Consider the following 19,836-nt stretch of genomic DNA (forward strand, 5'->3'; position numbering starts at 1 on the left):
ACAAGGGGCGAGCGCCTGCACATTGTGATGTAAGCGCTTACTCTGAAAACACGATTAGGACAGCATGGCTACGAAAAAATTAAAAGGACTGGGTCGCGGACTCGACGCCCTGTTGGGCGGCGGCGGCGATTTTGCCAGTCCGGACACGAATCAACCGTCGAACTTGCCCGTGTCGCAAATGCAAGCCGGCAAATACCAGCCGCGCACGCGCATGGACGAGGGGGCCTTGAATGAACTGGCCGCCTCGATCAAGGCGCAGGGGCTGATGCAGCCGATCCTGGTACGCCCGATCGGGCAAGATACCCTGAGCGGCGTTATCAAATATGAAATCATCGCCGGCGAACGCCGTTTCCGCGCCTCGCAGTTGGCTGGCCTGACGGAAGTGCCGGTGCTGGTGCGCGATGTGGACGATCTGGCGGCCGCCGCCATGGCGCTGATCGAGAATATCCAGCGCGAAGACTTGAATCCGCTGGAAGAGGCGCAGGGCATCCACCGCCTGATCGCCGACTTCAGTTTTACGCATGAGCAAGCGGCCACTGCGCTGGGACGCTCGCGCAGCGCCGTGTCTAACCTGTTGCGCCTGATGAACCTGGCCGCTCCCGTGCAGACCATGCTGATGGCCGGCGATATCGACATGGGCCATGCGCGCGCGCTGCTGGCCGTCGATGCGGCCAGCCAGATCACCCTGGCGAACCAGGTCGTGGCCAAGCGCCTGTCGGTGCGTGAAACGGAAAAGCTCGTTACCCGCACGGTCGAGGAAGCGGCCAACCCGGTCGAACCGCGGCAGAAGGAAAAGTCCGGCGACATCGCGCGCCTCGAAGAAGAGCTGTCCGATGCGTTGGCCACGCCCGTGGTGTTCAAGATGGGCAACAAGGGCCGTGGCCAATTGGTGATCGATTTTGCCGATCTTGACGTGCTCGATGGTTTGTTGACCCGCTTGCGTGGTTAAATAGCAAGCTGCAAAGACAGGGGCCATGCGGGTGTGGACGATCCGGCCATGCTTTCCAGATGCACCACGTGATTCCTTGATAACACGGCTGGAAGCGGCCAGACAAGCGACTTTGCCATATAGTGGTGCAAAAGGCGGCGAATAGTCGGTAAAGCGTCAGTTTCACGCAGCAATTGCCCTGCTGCGGTGCAGCAACGTTTGACTCTATAGATCAAAGCCAACTATAATCCCGTGTCTTTGCGTGTGTAGATTTTTCTGGGAACTTGGCAATTGAGTGATTCACAACAAAGTATTGCCAAGCCAGTCTACAAAGTAGTTGCATTGCAGCTAGCAATCGCTATCAGCTTTGCCACGGTCACCCTGTTTTTTGGTGGCAATGTCAGAGGCTGGTCCGCCGCATACGGCGGCGCTATCGCAGTCATCGGTAGCCTGGTGTATGCCCTGTTGGTGGTTCGCGGTTCTAGCGACGCCAATAAGGCATTCCGGGCGCATTTGCGCGCAGAAGTGGTGAAAATATTTATCACAGCGGTGCTGTTTATATTGGCACTGGTGTTGTTTCAGTCGGCCGCCTGGTTATGGCTGATCTTGGGTTTCGCGGTGGCAACCTTAGCATACTGGTTTTCATTGCTCGCTGTTTAATCATTGGTTTTGGGGCCTGTTGAGCTCTGAAACGACAAATCTAAATTCATTATGACCACAGAACACGCTATTGAAGCGGGCCATGCTGCCCCGGCCAACGCCACAGAATACATCAGTCACCATCTGGCCCACCTGAGAAGTGCCGACGGCATGATCAATCTGGATACGTTCTGGATTTCGGCCATTCTGGGCTTTGTTTTCCTGGCTGTTTTCTATATGGCGTCGCGCCGCGCGACGGCTGGTGTCCCTGGCAAGTTGCAAAACTTCGTCGAAATGGTCATGGAAATCGTCAATGACACTATTAATGGGGCCTTCCACGCGAAAAGCAAGGTCATCGCGCCGCTGGCCATCACTATTTTTGTGTGGGTCTGGCTGCTCAACGCGATGGACTTCCTGCCGGTTGACCTGTTGCCGAAGATCCTGAGCTGGTTTGGCGTGCATAAACTGCGCGCCGTGCCGACCGCCGACGTCAACCACACCTTCGCCATGTCGCTGTCGGTCGTGCTGTGCGTGATCGCCTTCTCGATCAAGGCCAAGGGCCTGGGCGGCTGGATCAAGGAACTGTTCACGGCACCGTTCCATGCGAGCGGCCTGATCGGCACGATCGCCCTGGCACCTGTCAATTTCCTGCTGCAAATGGTTGAGCTGGTTGCAAAACTGATCTCCCTGTCGCTGCGACTGTTCGGCAATATGTATGCCGGCGAACTGATTTTCATCTTGATCGCGTTGTTGCCTTGGTGGGCACAGTGGGCGTTGGGTGGTCCATGGGCAATTTTCCATATCTTGATTGTAACTTTGCAAGCTTTTGTGTTTATGGCGTTGACGGTTGTGTATCTGAGCCTTGCGGTTGAGAAACATTAATCATTAACTTTATATTTTGTTTTTTTAGTATCTTTCGTTTTTAAATTTAGGAGAATTTTATGCAAGCTCTGATCGCACAAGTACAAAGCATGACCGTTCTGGCAGCAGCAATCATCATCGGCCTGGCCGCAATCGGCACCGCTCTGGGCTTCGCTATCTTGGGTGGCAAATTCCTGGAAGCTTCGGCACGTCAACCAGAACTGATGCCACAACTGCAAACCAAACTGTTCGTTATCGCTGGTCTGCTGGATGCTATCTCGATGATCGGCGTTGGTGTTGCTCTGCTGTACACGTTCGCTAACCCGTTCCTGTCCGCTCTGACGGCTGTTGCTCAGTAATTCGCTCCAACCCTAGGAGAAACTTTTAGTTAGGAGCAAAGGTATGGACATCAATATGTCGCTCATCGGCCAGATGATCACCTTCGCGGTGTTGGTCTGGTTCTCGATGAAGTTCGTATTTCCAGCGCTGAACAACGCGCTGGATGAGCGTGCCAAACGAATCGCGGATGGATTGGCTGCGGCCGATCAAGGTCAGGCTTCGATGGCAGTCGCTGAAAAGCGTGCGCAAGAGGCATTGAACAGTGCACGTGAAGAAGCGTCGCAACGCGTTGCGGACGCTGAAAAGCGCGCGCAGCTGGTTGCTGAAGAGATCAAGCAAAATGCACAAGCTGAAGCTGCGCGTATCATTGCGCAAGCCCAGTCGGACGCCGAACAGCAACTGTCGAAAGCACGCGAACAATTGCGCGCTCAGGTGGCTGACCTGGCTGTCAAGGGTGCCGAGCAGATCTTGAAGCGTGAAGTAAACGCTACGGCTCACGCCGAAATGTTGCAGCGTCTTGCTGTCGAGCTGTAATCATGGCAGAACTCGCAACCGTCGCCCGTCCCTACGCGGAAGCTTTGTTCCGCGTAGCCCAAGCTGGTAAGGAGTCAAGCAACCTCGCGGCGTGGTCCGAACTGGTGTCCGAACTGGCACAGATCGGTAGCCACCCCGAGGTACAGGCGTACGCGCGCAATCCGAAAGTTTCGGAGAGCGACGTCGCCGCCACCATCCTGTCGTTGTTGAAATCGCCGCTCAATGAGGAAGTGAAAAACTTCGTCACGATGTTGATCGAAAATGGCCGCATCAGCCTGCTGCCGGAAATCGGCGCGCAATTCCATACGTTGAAAAACGGTCTGGAAGGTGCGGCTGACGCCGAGATCACGAGCGCTTTCGATCTGAGCGAAGGCCAAACGGCCGAGCTGGTCGCAACGTTGGAAAAGAAATTCAGTCGTAAGCTCAACCCTGCCGTCACAGTGGATCCATCGCTGCTCGGCGGCGTGCGCGTGGTTGTTGGCGACCAAGTGCTCGATACCTCGGTGCGCGCCAAGCTGCAGCAACTGCACGCTGCACTGGTGTCGTAAGACACGCGCTTCGGCAGGCCAGCTTAGACAGACCCTTACCCCTCGCGCAAGCTGAGAGAAACACTTTTAGGAGTTAGTATGCAACTCAACCCATCTGAAATCAGCGAGTTGATCAAGAGCCGGATCCAAGGTCTTGACGGCGGCGCTGAAGTGCGTAATCAAGGCACGGTTATTTCCGTCGCCGACGGTATCTGCCGCATCCACGGTTTGTCGGACGTGATGCAAGGCGAGATGCTGGAATTCCCAGGCAACACGTTTGGCCTGGCCATGAATCTGGAACGCGACTCCGTCGGTTCCGTGATTCTGGGTGCCTATGAGCACATCTCCGAAGGCGACACGGTGAAATGCACCGGCCGCATTCTGGAAGTGCCAGTCGGTCCTGAGCTGCTCGGCCGCGTTGTCAACGCGCTGGGTCAGCCGATCGACGGCAAAGGCGCCATCGACACCAAACTGACGGCCGCGATTGAAAAAATCGCTCCGGGCGTGATCGCCCGTGAGTCCGTTTCGCAACCGATGCAAACCGGCCTGAAGTCGATCGATGCGATGGTTCCAGTTGGCCGTGGCCAGCGCGAACTGATCATCGGCGACCGTCAAACCGGCAAGTCGGCTGTGGCGATTGATGCGATCATCAATCAAAAAGGCCAGGGCATGAAATGTATCTACGTCGCGATTGGCCAAAAAGCCTCGTCGATCAAGAACATCGTGCGCTCGCTGGAACAGCACGGCGCGATGGAATACACCATCGTTGTCGCCGCTTCCGCTTCGGAATCGGCCGCCATGCAATACATCTCGCCGTACTCCGGTTGCGCCATGGGCGAATACTTCCGTGACCGCGGTGAAGATGCACTGATCGTCTACGATGATCTGTCCAAACAAGCTGTTGCATACCGTCAAATCTCGCTGCTGCTGCGCCGTCCACCAGGTCGCGAAGCGTACCCAGGCGACGTGTTCTACCTGCACAGCCGCCTGCTGGAACGCGCAGCACGCGTGAACGCCGACTACGTCGAGAAGTTCACCGACGGCGCCGTCAAAGGCAAGACCGGTTCCCTGACGGCATTGCCGATCATTGAAACGCAAGCTGGCGATGTGTCCGCATTCGTTCCAACCAACGTGATTTCGATTACCGACGGTCAGATCTTCCTGGAAACCTCGCTGTTCAACGCCGGTATCCGTCCTGCCATTAACGCCGGTATTTCCGTATCGCGCGTCGGTGGCGCCGCCCAGACCAAGGTCATCAAAAACCTGTCCGGCGGTATCCGTACCGACTTGGCGCAGTACCGTGAACTGGCTGCGTTTGCGCAGTTCGCTTCGGACCTGGATGAATCGACCCGCAAGCAGCTGGACCGCGGCGCGCGCGTAACGGAATTGCTCAAGCAAGCCCAATACTCGCCACTGTCGATCTCGCTGATGGCCGTATCGCTGTTCTCGGTGAACAAAGGCTTCATGGACGACGTGCCAGTCAAGCAAGTGCTGTCGTTCGAAGCTGGTGTCCACGCTTACATGAAGACCAAGCAAGCTGCTCTGCTGGCCAAGATCGAAGAAACCAAGCAACTCGACAAAGACAGCGAAGCAACTCTGTCGGCGGCCATTGCTGATTTCAAGAAATCCGGCGCATATTAAGCGGCCAGGCGGTGCCCACCTTTGAGTGAGGCGCCGCCCTACGCGCAGAAGGAGTAAGGACTCATGGCATCAAGCAAAGAGATACGAGGCAAGATCAAGAGCGTAGAGAATACGAAGAAGATCACCAAGGCGATGGAAATGGTCGCCGCGTCCAAAATGCGCAAGGCGCAAGACCGGATGCGGGCCGCTCGTCCCTACAGTGACAAGATTCGGAATATCGCCGCCAATCTGGCGACCGCCAATCCGGAATACACGCACCCGTTCCTGGCAGCTGCCCAGGGCACGCAAGCGAAGGCAGTGGGTTTCATCGTTGTCACGACCGACAAGGGTCTGTGCGGCGGCATGAACACCAACATCCTGCGTCAGGTGACGTCGAAGTCGCGCGAGCTGGAAGCAGCTGGCAACCGGGTTGAAGCAGTTGCCATCGGTAACAAGGGTTTGGGTTTTTTGAATCGCATCGGCGTCAAGATCATTGCGCACGCCATTCAAACCGGTGATACGCCCCACCTGGACAAACTGATCGGACCCGTCAAGGTCATGCTCGAAGAGTTCCAGGCAGGCAAGATCGATGCAGTGTACCTGTGCTACACCAAATTCATCAACACGATGAAACAGGAACCAGTCGTGGAGCAATTGCTGCCCCTGACGGCCGACAAGATGGTCGCCGACAAGGGCGCCCACTCGTGGGATTACATCTACGAGCCGGACGCGCAAAGCGTGATCGACGAATTGCTGGAGCGCTATGTAGAAGCGCTGGTGTACCAGGCAGTCGCGGAGAATCTGGCGTCCGAGCAATCGGCACGGATGGTCGCGATGAAAGCTGCAAGCGACAACGCGGGTAGTGTGATCGGCGAATTGAAGCTGATCTACAACAAGACCCGTCAAGCTGCGATTACCAAAGAACTCTCCGAAATCGTCGCCGGTGCGGCTGCGGTTTAAACGAATTTAACTATATTGAAGGAACGAACATGGCTGATGGCAAAATCGTTCAGTGTATCGGCGCTGTGGTGGACGTTGAGTTTCCCCGCAACGCGATGCCTAAGGTATTTGATGCCTTGAAGATGGCAGGCTCGGAACTGACCCTGGAAGTACAACAGCAGTTGGGCGACGGCATTGTCCGTACCATTGCACTCGGCTCGTCCGATGGCCTGCGTCGCGGCATGATGATTCAAAACACCGGCAAACCTATCATGGTGCCAGTCGGTAAAGCAACCCTGGGTCGCATCATGGACGTGCTGGGCAACCCGATCGACGAATGCGGCCCTGTGTCGCACGAGCAGATCGCGTCGATCCACCGCACCGCTCCTGCATACGACGAACTGTCGCCATCGCAAGAACTGCTGGAAACCGGCATCAAGGTGATCGATCTGGTTTGCCCGTTTGCAAAAGGCGGTAAAGTTGGTCTGTTCGGCGGCGCTGGCGTAGGCAAGACCGTCAATATGATGGAACTGATTAACAACATCGCCAAGGCGCACAGCGGCGTGTCCGTGTTCGCCGGCGTTGGTGAGCGTACCCGTGAAGGTAACGACTTCTACCACGAGATGGCTGACGCGAAAGTGGTCGATCTGGAAAACCCAGAGAACTCCAAAGTGGCGATGGTCTACGGTCAGATGAATGAACCGCCAGGTAACCGTCTGCGCGTCGCGCTGACCGGCCTGACGATCGCTGAATCGTTCCGTGATGAAGGCAAGGACGTTCTGTTCTTCGTCGACAACATCTACCGCTTCACGCTGGCTGGTACCGAAGTATCGGCACTGCTGGGCCGTATGCCGTCGGCTGTGGGTTACCAACCAACCCTGGCTGAAGAAATGGGCCGTCTGCAAGAGCGTATCACGTCGACCAAGACCGGTTCGATCACCTCGATCCAGGCCGTCTACGTTCCAGCCGATGATTACACCGATCCGTCGCCTGCTACCACGTTTGCTCACTTGGATTCGACCGTTGCGCTGTCGCGTGACATCGCTTCCCTGGGTATCTACCCAGCCGTGGACCCACTGGATTCGACCTCGCGTCAGCTGGATCCGTTGATCGTTGGTCAAGAGCACTATGACACCGCGCGTGCCGTGCAAACGACCCTGCAACGCTACAAGGAATTGCGCGACATTATCGCGATTCTGGGTATGGACGAGCTGGCACCGGAAGACAAACTGCTGGTCGCCCGTGCACGTAAGATGCAGCGTTTCCTGTCGCAGCCTTTCCACGTCGCTGAAGTCTTTACCGGCGCGCCTGGTAAATACGTTTCGCTCAAAGACACGATCAAGGGCTTCAAAATGATCGCTTCGGGCGAACTCGATCACCTGCCGGAACAAGCGTTCTACATGGTCGGTACGATCGAAGAAGCAATCGAAAAAGCCAAGAAACTTAACTAAGTTAAGTCTGGGCCTAACCCCGCCCGTTAGACGGCGGGGTTCTTCAACCCGATAGGACACACATGGCACACACAATTCACGTTGACGTGGTTTCCGCTGAAGAACTGATTTTTTCAGGCGAAGCAGAATTCGTCGCGTTGCCGGGTGAACAGGGCGAGCTGGGTATCTACCCACGCCACACGCCTTTGATTACCCGCATCCGTCCGGGCGCGGTCCGCATCAAGGTAGTCGGCCAGGCTGAAGAAGAGTTCGTCTTCGTTGCCGGCGGCCTGCTGGAAGTGCAACCGGATACCGTGACCGTCCTGGCCGATACCGCGATCCGCGGTCACGACCTCGACGAAGCGAAAGCGCTGGAAGCGAAGAAGTTGGCGGAAGAAAATATCCACAACAAGGATTCGGGCATCGACTACGCGCAAGCGCAAGCCGAGCTGGCCAGCGCGATTGCGCAGCTGGCAGCGATCCAGAAGCTGCGCAAGCTGTAATCAGCGAGCCAGCAGCAAGAAAGGCAGCCTTCGGGCTGCCTTTTTTTATGCTTTAACGACTATTCCTGGCGCTTCTGCCTGCTCCTTTCCTGCCCCGCCTTCAATATTGTCTTCCACTTGGCGCGTGCGGCGATGCGTTCGAGTGGCGTCTCCTCGCCGCGCCGGGCGTCACGCAGCAGCTTGTGATAATTGCGCAGCCGATCCGCATCGACGGCGCCGCGCACCTGGCAGCCTGGTTCGCTGGCGTGCTGGCAGTCGCGGAACTGGCACGTCGAGGCGAGCGCCGCGATGTCGTTAAACGTGGCCGCCAGGGTTTGCGCATCCGCGTCGGCCTGCCAGCTGCGCAAGCCCGGGGTATCGATGATGCAGGCGCCGCTGGCGCACAGGTGCAGCGAGCGCGCCGTCGTCGTATGCCGTCCGCGCCCATCGCCATGGCGCACGCCGTTGGTTGCCTGTTGCGTCGCAGACAGGGTATTGGTCAGGCTGGACTTGCCGGCGCCCGATGAACCGAGCAGCACCAGGGTCTGGCCAGTACCCAGCCAGGGCTCCAGGATGGCCACGTCATACGCATGGCGCGTGTCGATGGCAAGCAGGGGCACGTGGGGCGGCAGGCGCTGTTTGAGTTGCGCCAGCTTGCCCGGCACGTCGTCGGCCACGTCGGCCTTGCTCAGCACCACCACGGGGCTGACCTGGGCTGCCAGCACGATGGCCAGATAGCGTTCCAGCCGGCGCGGGTTGAAATCCCCGTCCAGTCCCATCACTAGCAGGGCCGTATCGACATTGCTGGCGAGCACTTGCCGCCGGCCGTCATTGCCGCGCCGGGAAATTTGCGTGACTGGGGATAAGTGTGCCGTTATCCACAGCGTGTCGTGACCATCGTGTTCGGCGACGACCCAGTCGCCGACCGTGACGATGGTGTCCTGCGCCAGTAGCGCGTACAGCAGGCGCGGCAGGACCTGTGCCGGGTGTTCCTGGGTGCCGTCGTGCACGAGAATGCTGTCGCGGTGGACGGCGCTTACGCGCAGCAGTTGTGCGGCAGGGGAAGAGATGTCGAGTTGGGTGGCTGCGCCGGCGATGGCCTGCTGCAGCCCGATAAGGCGTAGTTGCGCAAAATCGAATGCGATCATGGTAGCGTGATTCCAAATTCTGTCGTCCGCGTGCGGACGTGAAGCCTGCGCGTGCAGGCACCGCCAGTCGCGATGACTGGCACGAAAGAAAGGGAAGTCGGCTACGCGATCACGCGTATGGGCAATTGCGGGCTAAGTGTCTTAGCGGGGAAAGACCGTGATCAGGCAGCCGACAGCACGGCAGTATCCGAATGGCGCATGTTGTCTACTCCTGTTGTGTGAGGTATAACGCCAGTGTGCCAGCGGCGCGCGTCGCCGTCAATGGATGGCGTGGTTCAGCTGCACATGCCGTAGGCGCTGCGCTCGGGGAAATAGCGGTACGTAAAGGTGCGCACCGGGTAGCGCTTTCCGGCGACGAGCATGTCGGGCATGGATAAATCAAAGCGCTGCGGCAGCTGGCGCGGCAGCTGCAGCCGCAAGCGCCACTGGGTTTCGGCGCTCGAACCGACGGCGGAAAACATGATGGGCAGCTGCTCGATGACGTCGACGATCTCTGCCTTGCGGTTCATGCCGCGCTGGTAGATGGTCAGCACCTTGGCTTCGGCGAAGGGCTGCTGTTTTGGTTCTTCCAGCAGGAAGGACAGGCGCGTAAAACTGGCTTGCGTGCCGATGGGAAGAGTAAAAATCAGCGCCAGCTCCGTGCCGCCATCCTTCAGCGTGACGGGCGGCGTGGCATAGATACTGATGCCGCGCGGCAGCTCGAAACGCGAGCCTTCCGTCCACGTCTTGCACTCGGGCGTGGTGGCCTGGTACAGGCTGGGCGCCGTGTAGTCGTTGCAGGCTGAAACCAGCAGCAGCAGGGGCAGGGCAAGGAGGGCGGAACGGCGCATGGGAGTCACGGTTGGGATATGAGCCGACAGTGTAAGCGATCCCCCCGCGATCCACCAGCGACGCTAGGATTGGCCGGGCGGCGCGCGCCGCACCGACTGCAGCTGGCAGTGCGCCGCCTGCAGCGCCTCCCTGACGACGTCCATGGCCAGTTGCGGCCGGGCCGCGCCGCACATGAAGATATCGACGGCGGCAAAGCTGCATTCGGGCCAGGTGTGGATGGAAATGTGCGATTCGGCCAGCAGCACCACGCCCGTGACGCCCTGGCCCGTGCCAAAGCTGTGGAAATGGCTGTGCAGCACCTGGGCGCCGGCCGCGACGGCCGCGTCGCGCAGCAGGCGCTTGAGCGCGGCACAGTCGCGCAGGCGTTCCGGTGCGATGCCCGATAGATCGGCCAGCAAATGGGTGCCCAGAGGCAGATGCGGTGTGGCTGTCATGCTTACTTGTGGCTGCCGCCGCTGGAGCCGCCGCCATAGCTGCCGCCGCCGCTGCCCGTGCGCGAACTCCAGCTGCTGCCGCTGCTACTGCCGGCTACCTTGAACATGCGCACCCAGTTGGCGGCCGTGACACTGAAGGTCACCATCAGGGCATAGATCACGTATTTACTCATGGGGGATTCTTTGCATTCTTGTCGAGAAAAGCGGCCGGCAGGAACAGCGCCAGGCAGCCCAGAAAACTCCACATCAGGGTGCTGGAGAACGAGACAAACATCGGGATCGCATTCAAGACCAGCACGATGACGATGAAGACCTTGGCGATGCCGCGATGACTGAGATGGATATTCTGCACGTTGGCTCCGCCATGGAAGGCGGCGCCAAACCAGGCGGCCATCTGGTCATAGGCAACGGGCGCGGAGCGCGACCAGGTCATTTCCTCGCCGGTGAGCTCCGCCGCTAATTTGGTCTGTCCCTGCTCGAATTCAAACACGCGCGTGCTGTCGCCGACGGCCACCTTCCAGTTGAAGGCGCCCGCCGCATACACGACCTGCGAGCCGTAGTCATACAGTTTGCGGTAGGTGGCGCCATCGAGCGTGCAGGTATCGGCGTCCAATGACGCCCAGTTGGGCCAGTTCGGCAGCACGTTCGAGCGCGACCAGCCATCGTCCGTCTCCACCAGCCAGAAGAAGCCGGCGCGCGCGTTGTACAGCAGGTACTCGTTCCACTCGCTGCCTTCGTCGTCGGCGCGGCGCATCATGCCGATCACCGTGAAATCCACATTGCTGATCTTCGCGCTGGCGCCCAGCTCCAGCGTGATGTCGGCGTTGTCGTGCACCTGCTTGCCGATGGCCAGCACCTGCGCTTCCGGGCCGCTGGCGTCGAGCTGCGCGTGGCAGGCGGGGCACACCAGCTGCGCCGCCGCACCGGGCACATACTTAATGCCGCTGCCGCAGGACGGGCAGTCGAGCGCATCGAGCTTGCCGCGGTACTTGCCGGCGCTTTTGGCGATGGCATCGTCGTCGCGCAGCAACTGGCACTTCAAACTGTCCAGGGTGACGGCGACGCCCTGGTAGACGACGGGATGCGGACCGTCCGTGTAGTCGAGCGTGACAAAGCTGGCGTAGTTGCGGAAATCCGCCACCTGGATGCGCCAGCCGGCGCCCACCTTGAACGGCAATTCGCCCTGGCCGGCGATGCATTCGGCGCTGCGGATCTCGGCCGCCGTGTACGGCTCGCCGCAGATCGTGTAGCGCTTGCCCGGCGCCAGCTCGCCAAAGACGGGTAAGGTACCTTGCGTGCTGCGTTCGCGCGTCAGCGTGTACAGGCCGGACGAGTCGCCCAGCCAGGCCGTGCTGGCGTCGTCGAACAGCAGATACCACTCGTTCCACGTGCCGGCGCTGTAGCGCTGCTGGATGCGCCCGACGACGGTGAAGTGCACGCCATCGTGCACGCCGGCCGTGCCGATCTGGATCGGCGAATAGTCTTCCAGGACGGCCGACATTTTGCCCACGTCCCTGAGGGAATCGGCGTCCTTGAGGATGGTGCTGTGGCAGTACTCGCACACGGCGAGCACGGAAGCGTGCGAGCGGAAGTGAACTTCCGCGCCGCAGCTAGGACAGGAAACAGTTTGCATGCAGTCGTATTTCGCTCTAATCAGCCGATCAGTTTTTTCAGCAGTTCAGCCTTGGCGCCGTCATAGTCGGCCGGCGAAATGAGCCCCTTGTCCAATAAGCCCTTGAGTTTTTCCAGGCGCGCCTCGATCGGTTCTTCTGCGGGGGCCGGTGGCGCCGCCGGTGCCGGGGCGGGCTGCTGCAAGGCGCCACCCATGCTTTGCGCCATCACCTGGCCGATCGACAGCCCGGCGCCGAGACCGGCGCCGATGCCGGCCATGCCGCCTTCGTTCTGCGCCGCCAGCGGGATCGCATTGGCCACCTGGAATTTCGTGTAGCCGCTCATCTTGTCGGCGCCCAGGCCGCCCTTCATGCCGGCGGAAATGCGCTCGTCGAGCGCCGCCTGCAATTCCTCGGGCAGGCTGATGCTGGCCACGTTGAATTCATCGAGGCCCACGCCATAGCGGGCGAACGCCTGCGCCAGGCCATCCTTGACCTCCTGCGCCATCAGCGCCTGGTTGGCCGCCATGTCGAGGAAGGGCACATTCGCGCCACCCAAGGAACTGGCCATGCTCGACATCAGAATGCCGCGCAATTGATCTTCCACCTCGTCGCGTGTATACACTTCGCGCGTGCCGCTGATCTCGGTGAAGAAGGTGCGGGCGTCGGCGATGCGGTACGAGTACATGCCGAAGGCGCGCACGCGGATCATGTCGAAATCTTTGTCGCGGATGGTGATCGGCTGCGGCGTGCCCCACTTGCGGCCCGTCTGCACGCGGGTGCTGAAGTAATACACGTCCGACTTGAAGGGCGAGTCGAACAGCTTGTCCCAGTTTTTCAGGTTGGTCAGCAAGGGTAAGGTCTGTGTCGTCAGCTTGTGCGTGCCGGCGCCGAAGACGTCGGCGATCTTGCCTTCATTGACGAAGACGGCCACTTGCGATTCGCGCACATTCAGGATGGCGCCGTTCTGGATCTCGAAATCCTGCATGGGAAAACGCCAGGCCAGCACGCCTTCCGTCTCTTCGTTCCACTGCAGTACGTCGATAAACTGCTTCTTGATAAAGCTGCCGAGGCTCATGATGGTGTCCTTGAATGAGGTAAAACGTCAGGAAATGCAGGCGGCGTTGATGGCGCCGATCGACAGGGAAATGGCGGCCAGCAGGCCGCCGAAGGCGCTGTTGTTCGATTCGATCTGGTCTTTCGACATGCGCAGCAGGCGCGTGGTGACCACATAGGCGAGCAATTGCACCACCATGGCGCCGAAGGCCCAGGCGAAGAATTGCTGGTAGTCGGCCGTGTGCATCAGGGACGAGGCGATGGTGGCGGAAAAGCCCAGCAGCGCGCCGCCCAGCGACAGGGCCGCCGCCTGATTGCCCTGGCGGATCAGCAGCACTTCGTTATACGGCGTGACGCGCGTGTAGATGATAAAAAATACAATCAGCAGCCCGGCGGCCAGTAAAAGATGGATCAGATAGTTTAGGATGGCGGGCACGGCATTCCTCACAATGAGTATTTGATAACGTCAACGCATATTAGAACAAAAAAAAGCCCCATGAACAAAAAGATTCTGATTTTGTCCGTCTTCGTGGTCGCCTCCTGCGGCCTCGCGTATGAGCTGATCGCCGGCGCCATGTCCAGCTACCTGCTTGGCGACTCCATCCTGCAGTTTTCCACCATCATTGGCTGCTACCTGTTCGCGATGGGTGTGGGCGCTCACTTTTCCAAGTATGTAAAGGACGATGACGTGCTCTCGCGCTTCGTCGACATCGAACTGGCCGTGGGCTTGATCGGTGGTCTGTCGGCTGCCATCCTGTTTATGACTTTTTCGTGGATGGCTGCGCCATTTCGCACCTTATTGTATGTGATGGTGTTCCTGATCGGCGCACTGGTCGGCATGGAAGTGCCACTGGTGATGCGCGCCCTGAACACGCGCCAGACGGAATTTTCTGAACTGGTCAGCCGCGTGCTGACATTCGATTACCTGGGCGCGCTGGCCGTGTCCCTTCTGTTCCCACTGGTGCTGTCGCCGTACCTGGGCCTGGTGCGCACGGGCTTCCTGTTCGGCATGCTCAATGTGGGCGTGGGCCTGTGGAGCATTTATGTGTTCCGCGCTGAGCTGAAAAATCTCACAGGACGTTTGCTGCGCGCCTGCGCCGTGATGCTGGTGCTGGTGGCCGGCTTTGCCATGTCGGACCGCATGGTGGCCTGGGGCGAACATGGCCTGTTCGGCGACCAGATCGTGTACTCGACCACCACACCCTACCAGCGCCTGGTGATCACGCGCTGGAAGGACGATACGCGGCTGTACATCAACGGCAACCTGCAGTTTTCCTCGCGCGACGAGTACCGCTACCACGAGGCGCTGGTGCATCCCGTGCTGGAAGCGTTGCCGTGGGCGCGCCGCGTGCTGGTGCTGGGCGGCGGCGATGGCCTGGCACTGCGCGAAATCCTGCGTTATCCACACATCGAACACGTCACCGTGGTCGACCTCGACCCTGCCATGACGGCCGCGTTTACCACGCGCCCAGAACTGGCAAAGTTAAATAACAATTCGTTCTCGGACAAGCGTGTCACCGTCGTCAACGCCGATGCCGCCGTCTGGCTGCGCAACAACGGCGACATGTTCGACGCGGCCATCGTCGATTTCCCCGACCCGTCCAGCTTCGCGCTCGGCAAACTGTACTCGGTGCCGTTCTACGACCTGGTGAAAAAACACCTGGCCGCCAAAGGCTTGATGGTGGTGCAATCGACGTCGCCCTTCTTTGCGCCGCACGCCTACTGGACCATCAATTCGACCCTGCGCGAAGTGGGCATGCGCACCTGGCCCTACCACGCCTACGTGCCCTCGTTCGGCGAATGGGGTTTTATCCTGGCTTCGCCCCAGCTCGACTACACACCGCCAACCAGCTATCGCCTGCCGATGCGCTACCTGAATGCGGACACCACGCGCGAGATGTTCATCTTCCCGCCCGACATGCAGCCGCTGCCCATGGCGCCGAATCGCTTGAATACCCAGTCGCTCGTGCATGAATTCGAGCAGGACTGGAACCGGGTGATCCGCTGATGCTGCGCCGCTCCTTCATGCTGTGGGCCGCCGGCGGCACGGCAGCGGCAGCCGCTGGCATCGGCAGCATCGCCGCGTATCTGCGCTGGCAGGAAATCACGCCCAAGGTGCTGTATCCGGGCCGTAGCGAGGGGCATTACTTGCGCAAGCTGCTGCGCGAGCGCACGGCGCTGCCGGCACCCTCGGCAACCGTCGCCACGGATGTCGCCATCCTCGGCTCCGGGATCGCCGGCCTGACGGCGGCCTGGCGCTTGAATAAACTGGGGCACAAGGATTTCCTCATGATCGATGGTCCCCAGCCGTATGGCAACGCGGCCGGCGGGCAGTTCGGCGACCTGGCCTATCCGACCGGCGGCCATTACCTGCCGCTGCCTTCGCCCGAATCGACGCATGTGCGCGAGATCCTGTTCGACCTGGGCATCATCCAGCGCTACCCGCAGGCGGAAAAACCATATTACGACGAGCGTTTCATCCTGCACGCGCCGGAAGAGCGCCTGCTGTTCAACGGCCACTGGCAGGACGGCTTCATTCCCACCGAAGGTGTGCCGCCTGCGGAACTGGCGCAGCATGAACGCTTCTTTGCCGAGGTGCGGCGCCTGCGCCAGGCGCATGGCAACGACGGCAAACGCGTCTTCGTGTTCCCGACCGTGGCATCGTCGCAAGACCCGGCCTGGCAGGCGCTCGACACCATCACCTTGAAGCAGTGGATGGAGCGCGAAGGCTATACCTCGCCCACCCTGCACTGGTATTTGAATTACTGCTGCCGCGACGACTACGGCACGCGCTACGACCAGGTTTCGGCCTGGGCGGGCCTGCATTACTACTGCAGCCGCTGGGGCCAGGCGGCCAATGCCGGCAATGGCGCGTGGCTGACCTGGCCGGGCGGCATGCAGCCCGTGGCCACGGCCATGGAGCAGGCCTCAGGTGTCAAGCGTCATGCGGGCACGGTGGTTTCCGTGCGGACGACGGAGCAGGGCGTGGAGGCGCTGTGCCTGGAACTGGTCGACGGCCAGCCGCGCACCTACCTGGTCAAGGCGCGCAAGGCCATCTGCGCCATGCCCTTGTATGTGGCGGCGCGCGTGGTCAACGACATCGCCAGCTATGGCTTCGACCTCAAACGCGATACGCCCGCGTATGCGCCGTGGCTGGTGGCGAATTTTTTACTGAAACGCTTTCCCGACGAATTGCCGCATGCGCCCCTGTGCTGGGACAACGTGGTGTACCAGGAACCGGGCCTCGGCTATGTCGTCTCCACGCACCAGGATATCCGCGTGCGTCCGCCCGAGAAAACCGTCTTCAGCGCCTATGTTGCCCTGTCCGACCGCACGCCGCAGGAAGCGCGCAAGTGGTTAGATGTGGCCACGCCCGAGGAATTGCTGGCGCTGGCCAGCGTCGATTTGAAGACGGCGTATGGACGCGATTTTGCCAGCTGCGTCGAACGGGTCGACATCACCGTGCGCGGCCACGCCATGGCCGCACCGTTGCCGGGATTTCGCAGCAATGCGGGGCTGAAGGCGCTGCGCGAACACGACGGCGCCATCCTGTTTGCGCATGCCGATCTGTCGGGCTTTTCCGTGTTCGAGGAAGCGGCGTGGTGGGGGGACAGGGCGGCGCGCCTGGCTTCCACATGAGGATATCAATGAAAAAGGCCGGCGCAAGCGCCGGCCAGAGCCCCCTAAGGCTCGAACCGGTCTACTTGTTCTTGTTGATCACGTCGATGAAGACGGCCGCCAGCAGCACCAGGCCCTTGATCACCTGCTGGTAGTCGATGCCGATGCCCATGATGGACATGCCGTTGTTCATCACGCCCATGATGAAGGCGCCGATGACGGCCCCCATCACCTTGCCCACGCCGCCCGAAGCCGAGGCGCCGCCGATGAAGCAGGCGGCGATCACGTCCAGCTCGAAACCCGTGCCGGCCTTTGGCGTGGCCGTGTTCAGGCGCGCCGCGAAGATCAAACCGGCCAGCGCGGCCAGCATGCCCATGTTGACGAAGGTGTAGAAGCTGACCCGTTCCGTCTTGATGCCGGACAGGCGCGCCGCCTTCTCGTTGCCGCCCACGGCATACACGCGCCGGCCCAACACGGTGCGGTTGGTAATGAAGGTGTAGGCGACGATGAGCAGCGACATCACGGCCAGCACGTTGGGAAAGCCGCGGTACGACGCCAGCAGGTAGCTGAAATACACCATCACGGCGGCGAAGATGGCGTTTTTCAGCAGGAAGAAGGCGCGCGGTTCGTTTTCCATGCCGTGCTTCAGTTGCTTGGCGCGGCTGCGCAGCGAGGTGATAATCAGCGCCGCGGCGGCGATCACGCCCAGCAGCAATGACAGGCCGCGCAGGTTTTCGCCGCCGAACGGGTCGGGCAGGAAGCCCGAACTGAGCATCTGGAAGCCTTCCGGGAAGGGGCCGACCGACTGGCCCGCCAGCAGGGCCAGGGTCAGGCCCTTGAACACCAGCATGCCGGCCAGGGTGACGATGAAGGACGGGATTTTAAAGAAGGCGACAAAATAGCCTTGCGCGCCGCCGATGACGGCGCCGGCCAGCAGGCAGATGATGCTGGCGGCGACAAAGTTCATGTTGTAGTTGACGATCAGGACGGCCGCCAGTGCGCCGACGAAGCCGACCACCGAGCCGACGGACAAATCGATATGGCCGGCCACGATGACCATCAGCATGCCCAGCGCCATGATGACGATGTAGCTGTTTTGCAGCACCAGGTTGGTCAGGTTCAGCGGCTGCATCAGGGTGCCGTCGGTCATGTACTGGAAAAAGCCCATGATGACGATCAGGGAGAGCAGCATGCCGTAGTCGCGCATATTGTTCTTCAAAAAGCCAGCATAGCTTTTCGCTTGCGGCGCGGTGCCGGGGGGGGCGCCTGCCGCCGTTCCCGCTGTCAGTTTATTGTCCATTGTTTTCTCCGTGTGTAACGATCGCGCGCATGATGCGCTCCTGCGATGCTTCTGCCGCGCTCAGTTCTGCCGCGAAGCGGCCTTCGTTCATGACATAGATCCGGTCGCACATGCCCAGCAGTTCCGGCATTTCCGAGGAAATCATGATGATGCATTTGCCTTCGGCGGCCAGTTCGCTGATGATGCTGTAGATCTCGTACTTGGCGCCCACGTCGATGCCGCGGCTCGGTTCATCGAGGATCAGGATGTCGGGGCGCGAAAACAGCCACTTCGCCAGCACCACTTTCTGCTGGTTGCCGCCGGACAGGTTGACCACCTTCTGCGCCACGCTCGAGCAACGGGTCTTGAGCTTGCGGCGGAACTCCTCGGCCACGCTGAATTCACGCTGCTCGTCGATCACCATGTGCTGCGAAATCGCGTCCAGGTTGGCCAGGCTGGTGTTCTTCTGGATGTCTTCCTCGAGGATCAGGCCCAGGCCCTTGCGGTCTTCCGTGACATACGCGAGGCCGTGGGCGATCGCCTTGCCGATGGTGCTGACGTCGATTTCCTGGCCATTCTTGAGCACCGTGCCGCTGATGCGCTGGCCGTAGGCGCGGCCGAAAATGCTCATCGCCAGTTCCGTGCGCCCGGAGCCCATCAAGCCGGCGATGCCGATGATCTCGCCCTTTTTGGCATGCATGTTGATGCCCTTGATGACGGGGCGGTCGGCATGCTCGGGATGGAACACGCGCCAGTCGCGCACTTCGAAAATGGTCTCGCCGATGGTGGGCGTGCGCGGCGGATAGCGGTCGGCCATCTCGCGCCCGACCATTTTTTCGATGATGCGGTCTTCGCTGACGGGCTCCACGCGGCAGTCGAAGCTGTCGACCGTGTTGCCGTCGCGCAGCACCGTGATGGCATCGGCGACCCGTGAGATTTCATTGAGCTTGTGCGAGATCAGGATCGAGGCGATGCCCTGCGCTTTCAGGCCCAGCAGCAGGTCGAGCAGGGCCGCGCTGTCGCTTTCGTTCAGGCTGGCCGTCGGCTCGTCGAGGATCAGCAGCTTGACGTCTTTGCACAGCGCCTTGGCGATTTCGATCAGCTGTTGCTTGCCCACGCCCAGGTTCGTGATTAGGGTGTCCGGGGACTCTTTCAGGCCGACTTTGTGCAGCAGTTCGCGCGTCTTCGCTTGCGCGTATTCCCAGTCGATGACACCCATGCTGGACGGTTCGTTGCCGAGGAAGATATTCTCGGCGATCGACAACTGGGGCACCAGCGCCAGTTCCTGGTGGATGATGATGATGCCGATTTCTTCGCTGTCCTTGATGCCGCGGAAGTGCCGCGTCTGGCCCAGGTAATCGATGTCGCCCGTATAGCTGCCATGGCCGTAGACGCCGCTCAGCACTTTCATCAGTGTGGATTTGCCGGCGCCGTTTTCGCCGACGATGGCGTGGATCTCGCCGCTGCGTACCCGCAGGTTGACATTGTCGAGCGCAACGACGCCCGGGAATGTTTTGCGTATCCCGCGCATTTCCAGGATAGTGTTCGTCATATAACCTCT

21 protein-coding genes are annotated in these 19,836 nt (G+C 60.2%); 12 read left to right on the forward strand and 9 right to left on the reverse strand.

Annotation, left to right across the window (positions count from 1 at the left end):
• The first annotated feature begins 64 nt into the window (after positions 1–64).
• The 10 genes from BZG29_RS01550 to BZG29_RS01595 all read left to right on the forward strand — a co-directional run bounded on the left by BZG29_RS01550 (position 65) and on the right by BZG29_RS01595 (position 8,320).
• Positions 65–949 (forward strand): ParB/RepB/Spo0J family partition protein, encoded by an 885-nt coding sequence (locus BZG29_RS01550; protein WP_077398372.1) that lies wholly within the window; start codon positions 65–67, stop codon positions 947–949.
• A 270-nt stretch (positions 950–1,219) separates the two neighbouring features.
• On the forward strand, positions 1,220–1,588 hold the full coding sequence (locus tag BZG29_RS01555; protein ID WP_035823464.1) for an ATP synthase subunit I: 369 nt from the start codon (positions 1,220–1,222) through the stop codon (positions 1,586–1,588).
• Between the two features lie 51 nt (positions 1,589–1,639).
• Positions 1,640–2,449, forward strand: a complete 810-nt coding sequence (gene atpB, locus BZG29_RS01560; protein ID WP_046681851.1) for a F0F1 ATP synthase subunit A — start codon at positions 1,640–1,642, stop codon at positions 2,447–2,449.
• 89 nt (positions 2,450–2,538) lie between these two features.
• Positions 2,539–2,787: a F0F1 ATP synthase subunit C gene (gene atpE, locus BZG29_RS01565; protein ID WP_347568029.1), complete on the forward strand. Its 249-nt coding sequence runs from the start codon at positions 2,539–2,541 to the stop codon at positions 2,785–2,787.
• Positions 2,788–2,830: 43 nt separating this feature from the next.
• Entirely contained in the window at positions 2,831–3,301 is a 471-nt protein-coding gene (locus tag BZG29_RS01570) for a F0F1 ATP synthase subunit B (protein WP_034752697.1), read from the forward strand.
• Positions 3,302–3,303: 2 nt separating this feature from the next.
• Entirely contained in the window at positions 3,304–3,849 is a 546-nt protein-coding gene (locus tag BZG29_RS01575; RefSeq protein WP_034783838.1) for a F0F1 ATP synthase subunit delta, read from the forward strand.
• 78 nt (positions 3,850–3,927) lie between these two features.
• Entirely contained in the window at positions 3,928–5,469 is a 1,542-nt protein-coding gene (gene atpA / locus BZG29_RS01580; protein WP_077398373.1) for a F0F1 ATP synthase subunit alpha, read from the forward strand.
• Between the two features lie 63 nt (positions 5,470–5,532).
• A complete protein-coding gene (atpG, locus tag BZG29_RS01585) occupies positions 5,533–6,408 on the forward strand; it encodes a F0F1 ATP synthase subunit gamma (RefSeq protein WP_034783836.1) in 876 nt (291 codons plus the stop codon).
• Positions 6,409–6,437: 29 nt separating this feature from the next.
• Entirely contained in the window at positions 6,438–7,838 is a 1,401-nt protein-coding gene (gene atpD / locus BZG29_RS01590) for a F0F1 ATP synthase subunit beta (RefSeq protein ID WP_034752705.1), read from the forward strand.
• Between the two features lie 62 nt (positions 7,839–7,900).
• Positions 7,901–8,320: a F0F1 ATP synthase subunit epsilon gene (locus BZG29_RS01595; protein ID WP_077398374.1), complete on the forward strand. Its 420-nt coding sequence runs from the start codon at positions 7,901–7,903 to the stop codon at positions 8,318–8,320.
• A 59-nt stretch (positions 8,321–8,379) separates the two neighbouring features.
• Here the strand turns inward: BZG29_RS01595 and rsgA are convergent, their stop codons facing one another.
• The 7 genes from rsgA to BZG29_RS01625 form a co-directional block, all read right to left on the reverse strand.
• Complete coding sequence (gene rsgA, locus BZG29_RS01600; protein ID WP_077398375.1) at positions 8,380–9,447, reverse strand: ribosome small subunit-dependent GTPase A; 1,068 nt, start codon at positions 9,445–9,447, stop codon at positions 8,380–8,382.
• Positions 9,448–9,722: 275 nt separating this feature from the next.
• Entirely contained in the window at positions 9,723–10,277 is a 555-nt protein-coding gene (locus BZG29_RS01605; RefSeq protein WP_077398376.1) for a hypothetical protein, read from the reverse strand.
• A gap of 63 nt (positions 10,278–10,340) precedes the next feature.
• On the reverse strand, positions 10,341–10,712 hold the full coding sequence (gene speD, locus BZG29_RS01610) for an adenosylmethionine decarboxylase (RefSeq protein ID WP_077398377.1): 372 nt from the start codon (positions 10,710–10,712) through the stop codon (positions 10,341–10,343).
• A 2-nt stretch (positions 10,713–10,714) separates the two neighbouring features.
• Positions 10,715–10,885: a hypothetical protein gene (locus tag BZG29_RS28035; RefSeq protein ID WP_157814714.1), complete on the reverse strand. Its 171-nt coding sequence runs from the start codon at positions 10,883–10,885 to the stop codon at positions 10,715–10,717.
• Positions 10,882–12,345, reverse strand: coding sequence for a DUF4178 domain-containing protein (locus BZG29_RS01615; RefSeq protein ID WP_077398379.1), 1,464 nt, complete (start codon positions 12,343–12,345; stop codon positions 10,882–10,884). Before BZG29_RS01615 ends, BZG29_RS28035 begins: the two co-directional genes overlap by 4 nt.
• A 20-nt stretch (positions 12,346–12,365) precedes the next feature.
• Complete coding sequence (locus BZG29_RS01620) at positions 12,366–13,400, reverse strand: SPFH domain-containing protein (RefSeq protein WP_077398381.1); 1,035 nt, start codon at positions 13,398–13,400, stop codon at positions 12,366–12,368.
• Between the two features lie 27 nt (positions 13,401–13,427).
• Positions 13,428–13,814, reverse strand: coding sequence for a DUF350 domain-containing protein (locus BZG29_RS01625; RefSeq protein ID WP_077398383.1), 387 nt, complete (start codon positions 13,812–13,814; stop codon positions 13,428–13,430).
• A gap of 60 nt (positions 13,815–13,874) precedes the next feature.
• On the opposite strand from BZG29_RS01625, the gene BZG29_RS01630 reads away from it, so the two are divergent.
• Positions 13,875–15,386 (forward strand): polyamine aminopropyltransferase, encoded by a 1,512-nt coding sequence (locus BZG29_RS01630; RefSeq protein ID WP_077398385.1) that lies wholly within the window; start codon positions 13,875–13,877, stop codon positions 15,384–15,386.
• Entirely contained in the window at positions 15,386–17,017 is a 1,632-nt protein-coding gene (locus BZG29_RS01635) for an NAD(P)/FAD-dependent oxidoreductase (RefSeq protein WP_077398387.1), read from the forward strand. Before BZG29_RS01630 ends, BZG29_RS01635 begins: the two co-directional genes overlap by 1 nt.
• A 61-nt stretch (positions 17,018–17,078) precedes the next feature.
• On the opposite strand, the gene mmsB is transcribed toward BZG29_RS01635, so the two are convergent.
• Positions 17,079–18,296, reverse strand: a complete 1,218-nt coding sequence (gene mmsB, locus BZG29_RS01640; RefSeq protein ID WP_077398389.1) for a multiple monosaccharide ABC transporter permease — start codon at positions 18,294–18,296, stop codon at positions 17,079–17,081.
• Positions 18,286–19,827 (reverse strand): multiple monosaccharide ABC transporter ATP-binding protein, encoded by a 1,542-nt coding sequence (mmsA, locus tag BZG29_RS01645; RefSeq protein ID WP_077398391.1) that lies wholly within the window; start codon positions 19,825–19,827, stop codon positions 18,286–18,288. The genes mmsB and mmsA overlap by 11 nt, the downstream gene beginning before the upstream one ends.
• Positions 19,828–19,836 lie beyond the last annotated feature (9 nt).

It is taken from the genome of Janthinobacterium sp. LM6, assembly GCF_002002885.1.
In the GTDB taxonomy this organism is placed as follows: domain Bacteria; phylum Pseudomonadota; class Gammaproteobacteria; order Burkholderiales; family Burkholderiaceae_D; genus Janthinobacterium; species Janthinobacterium kumbetense.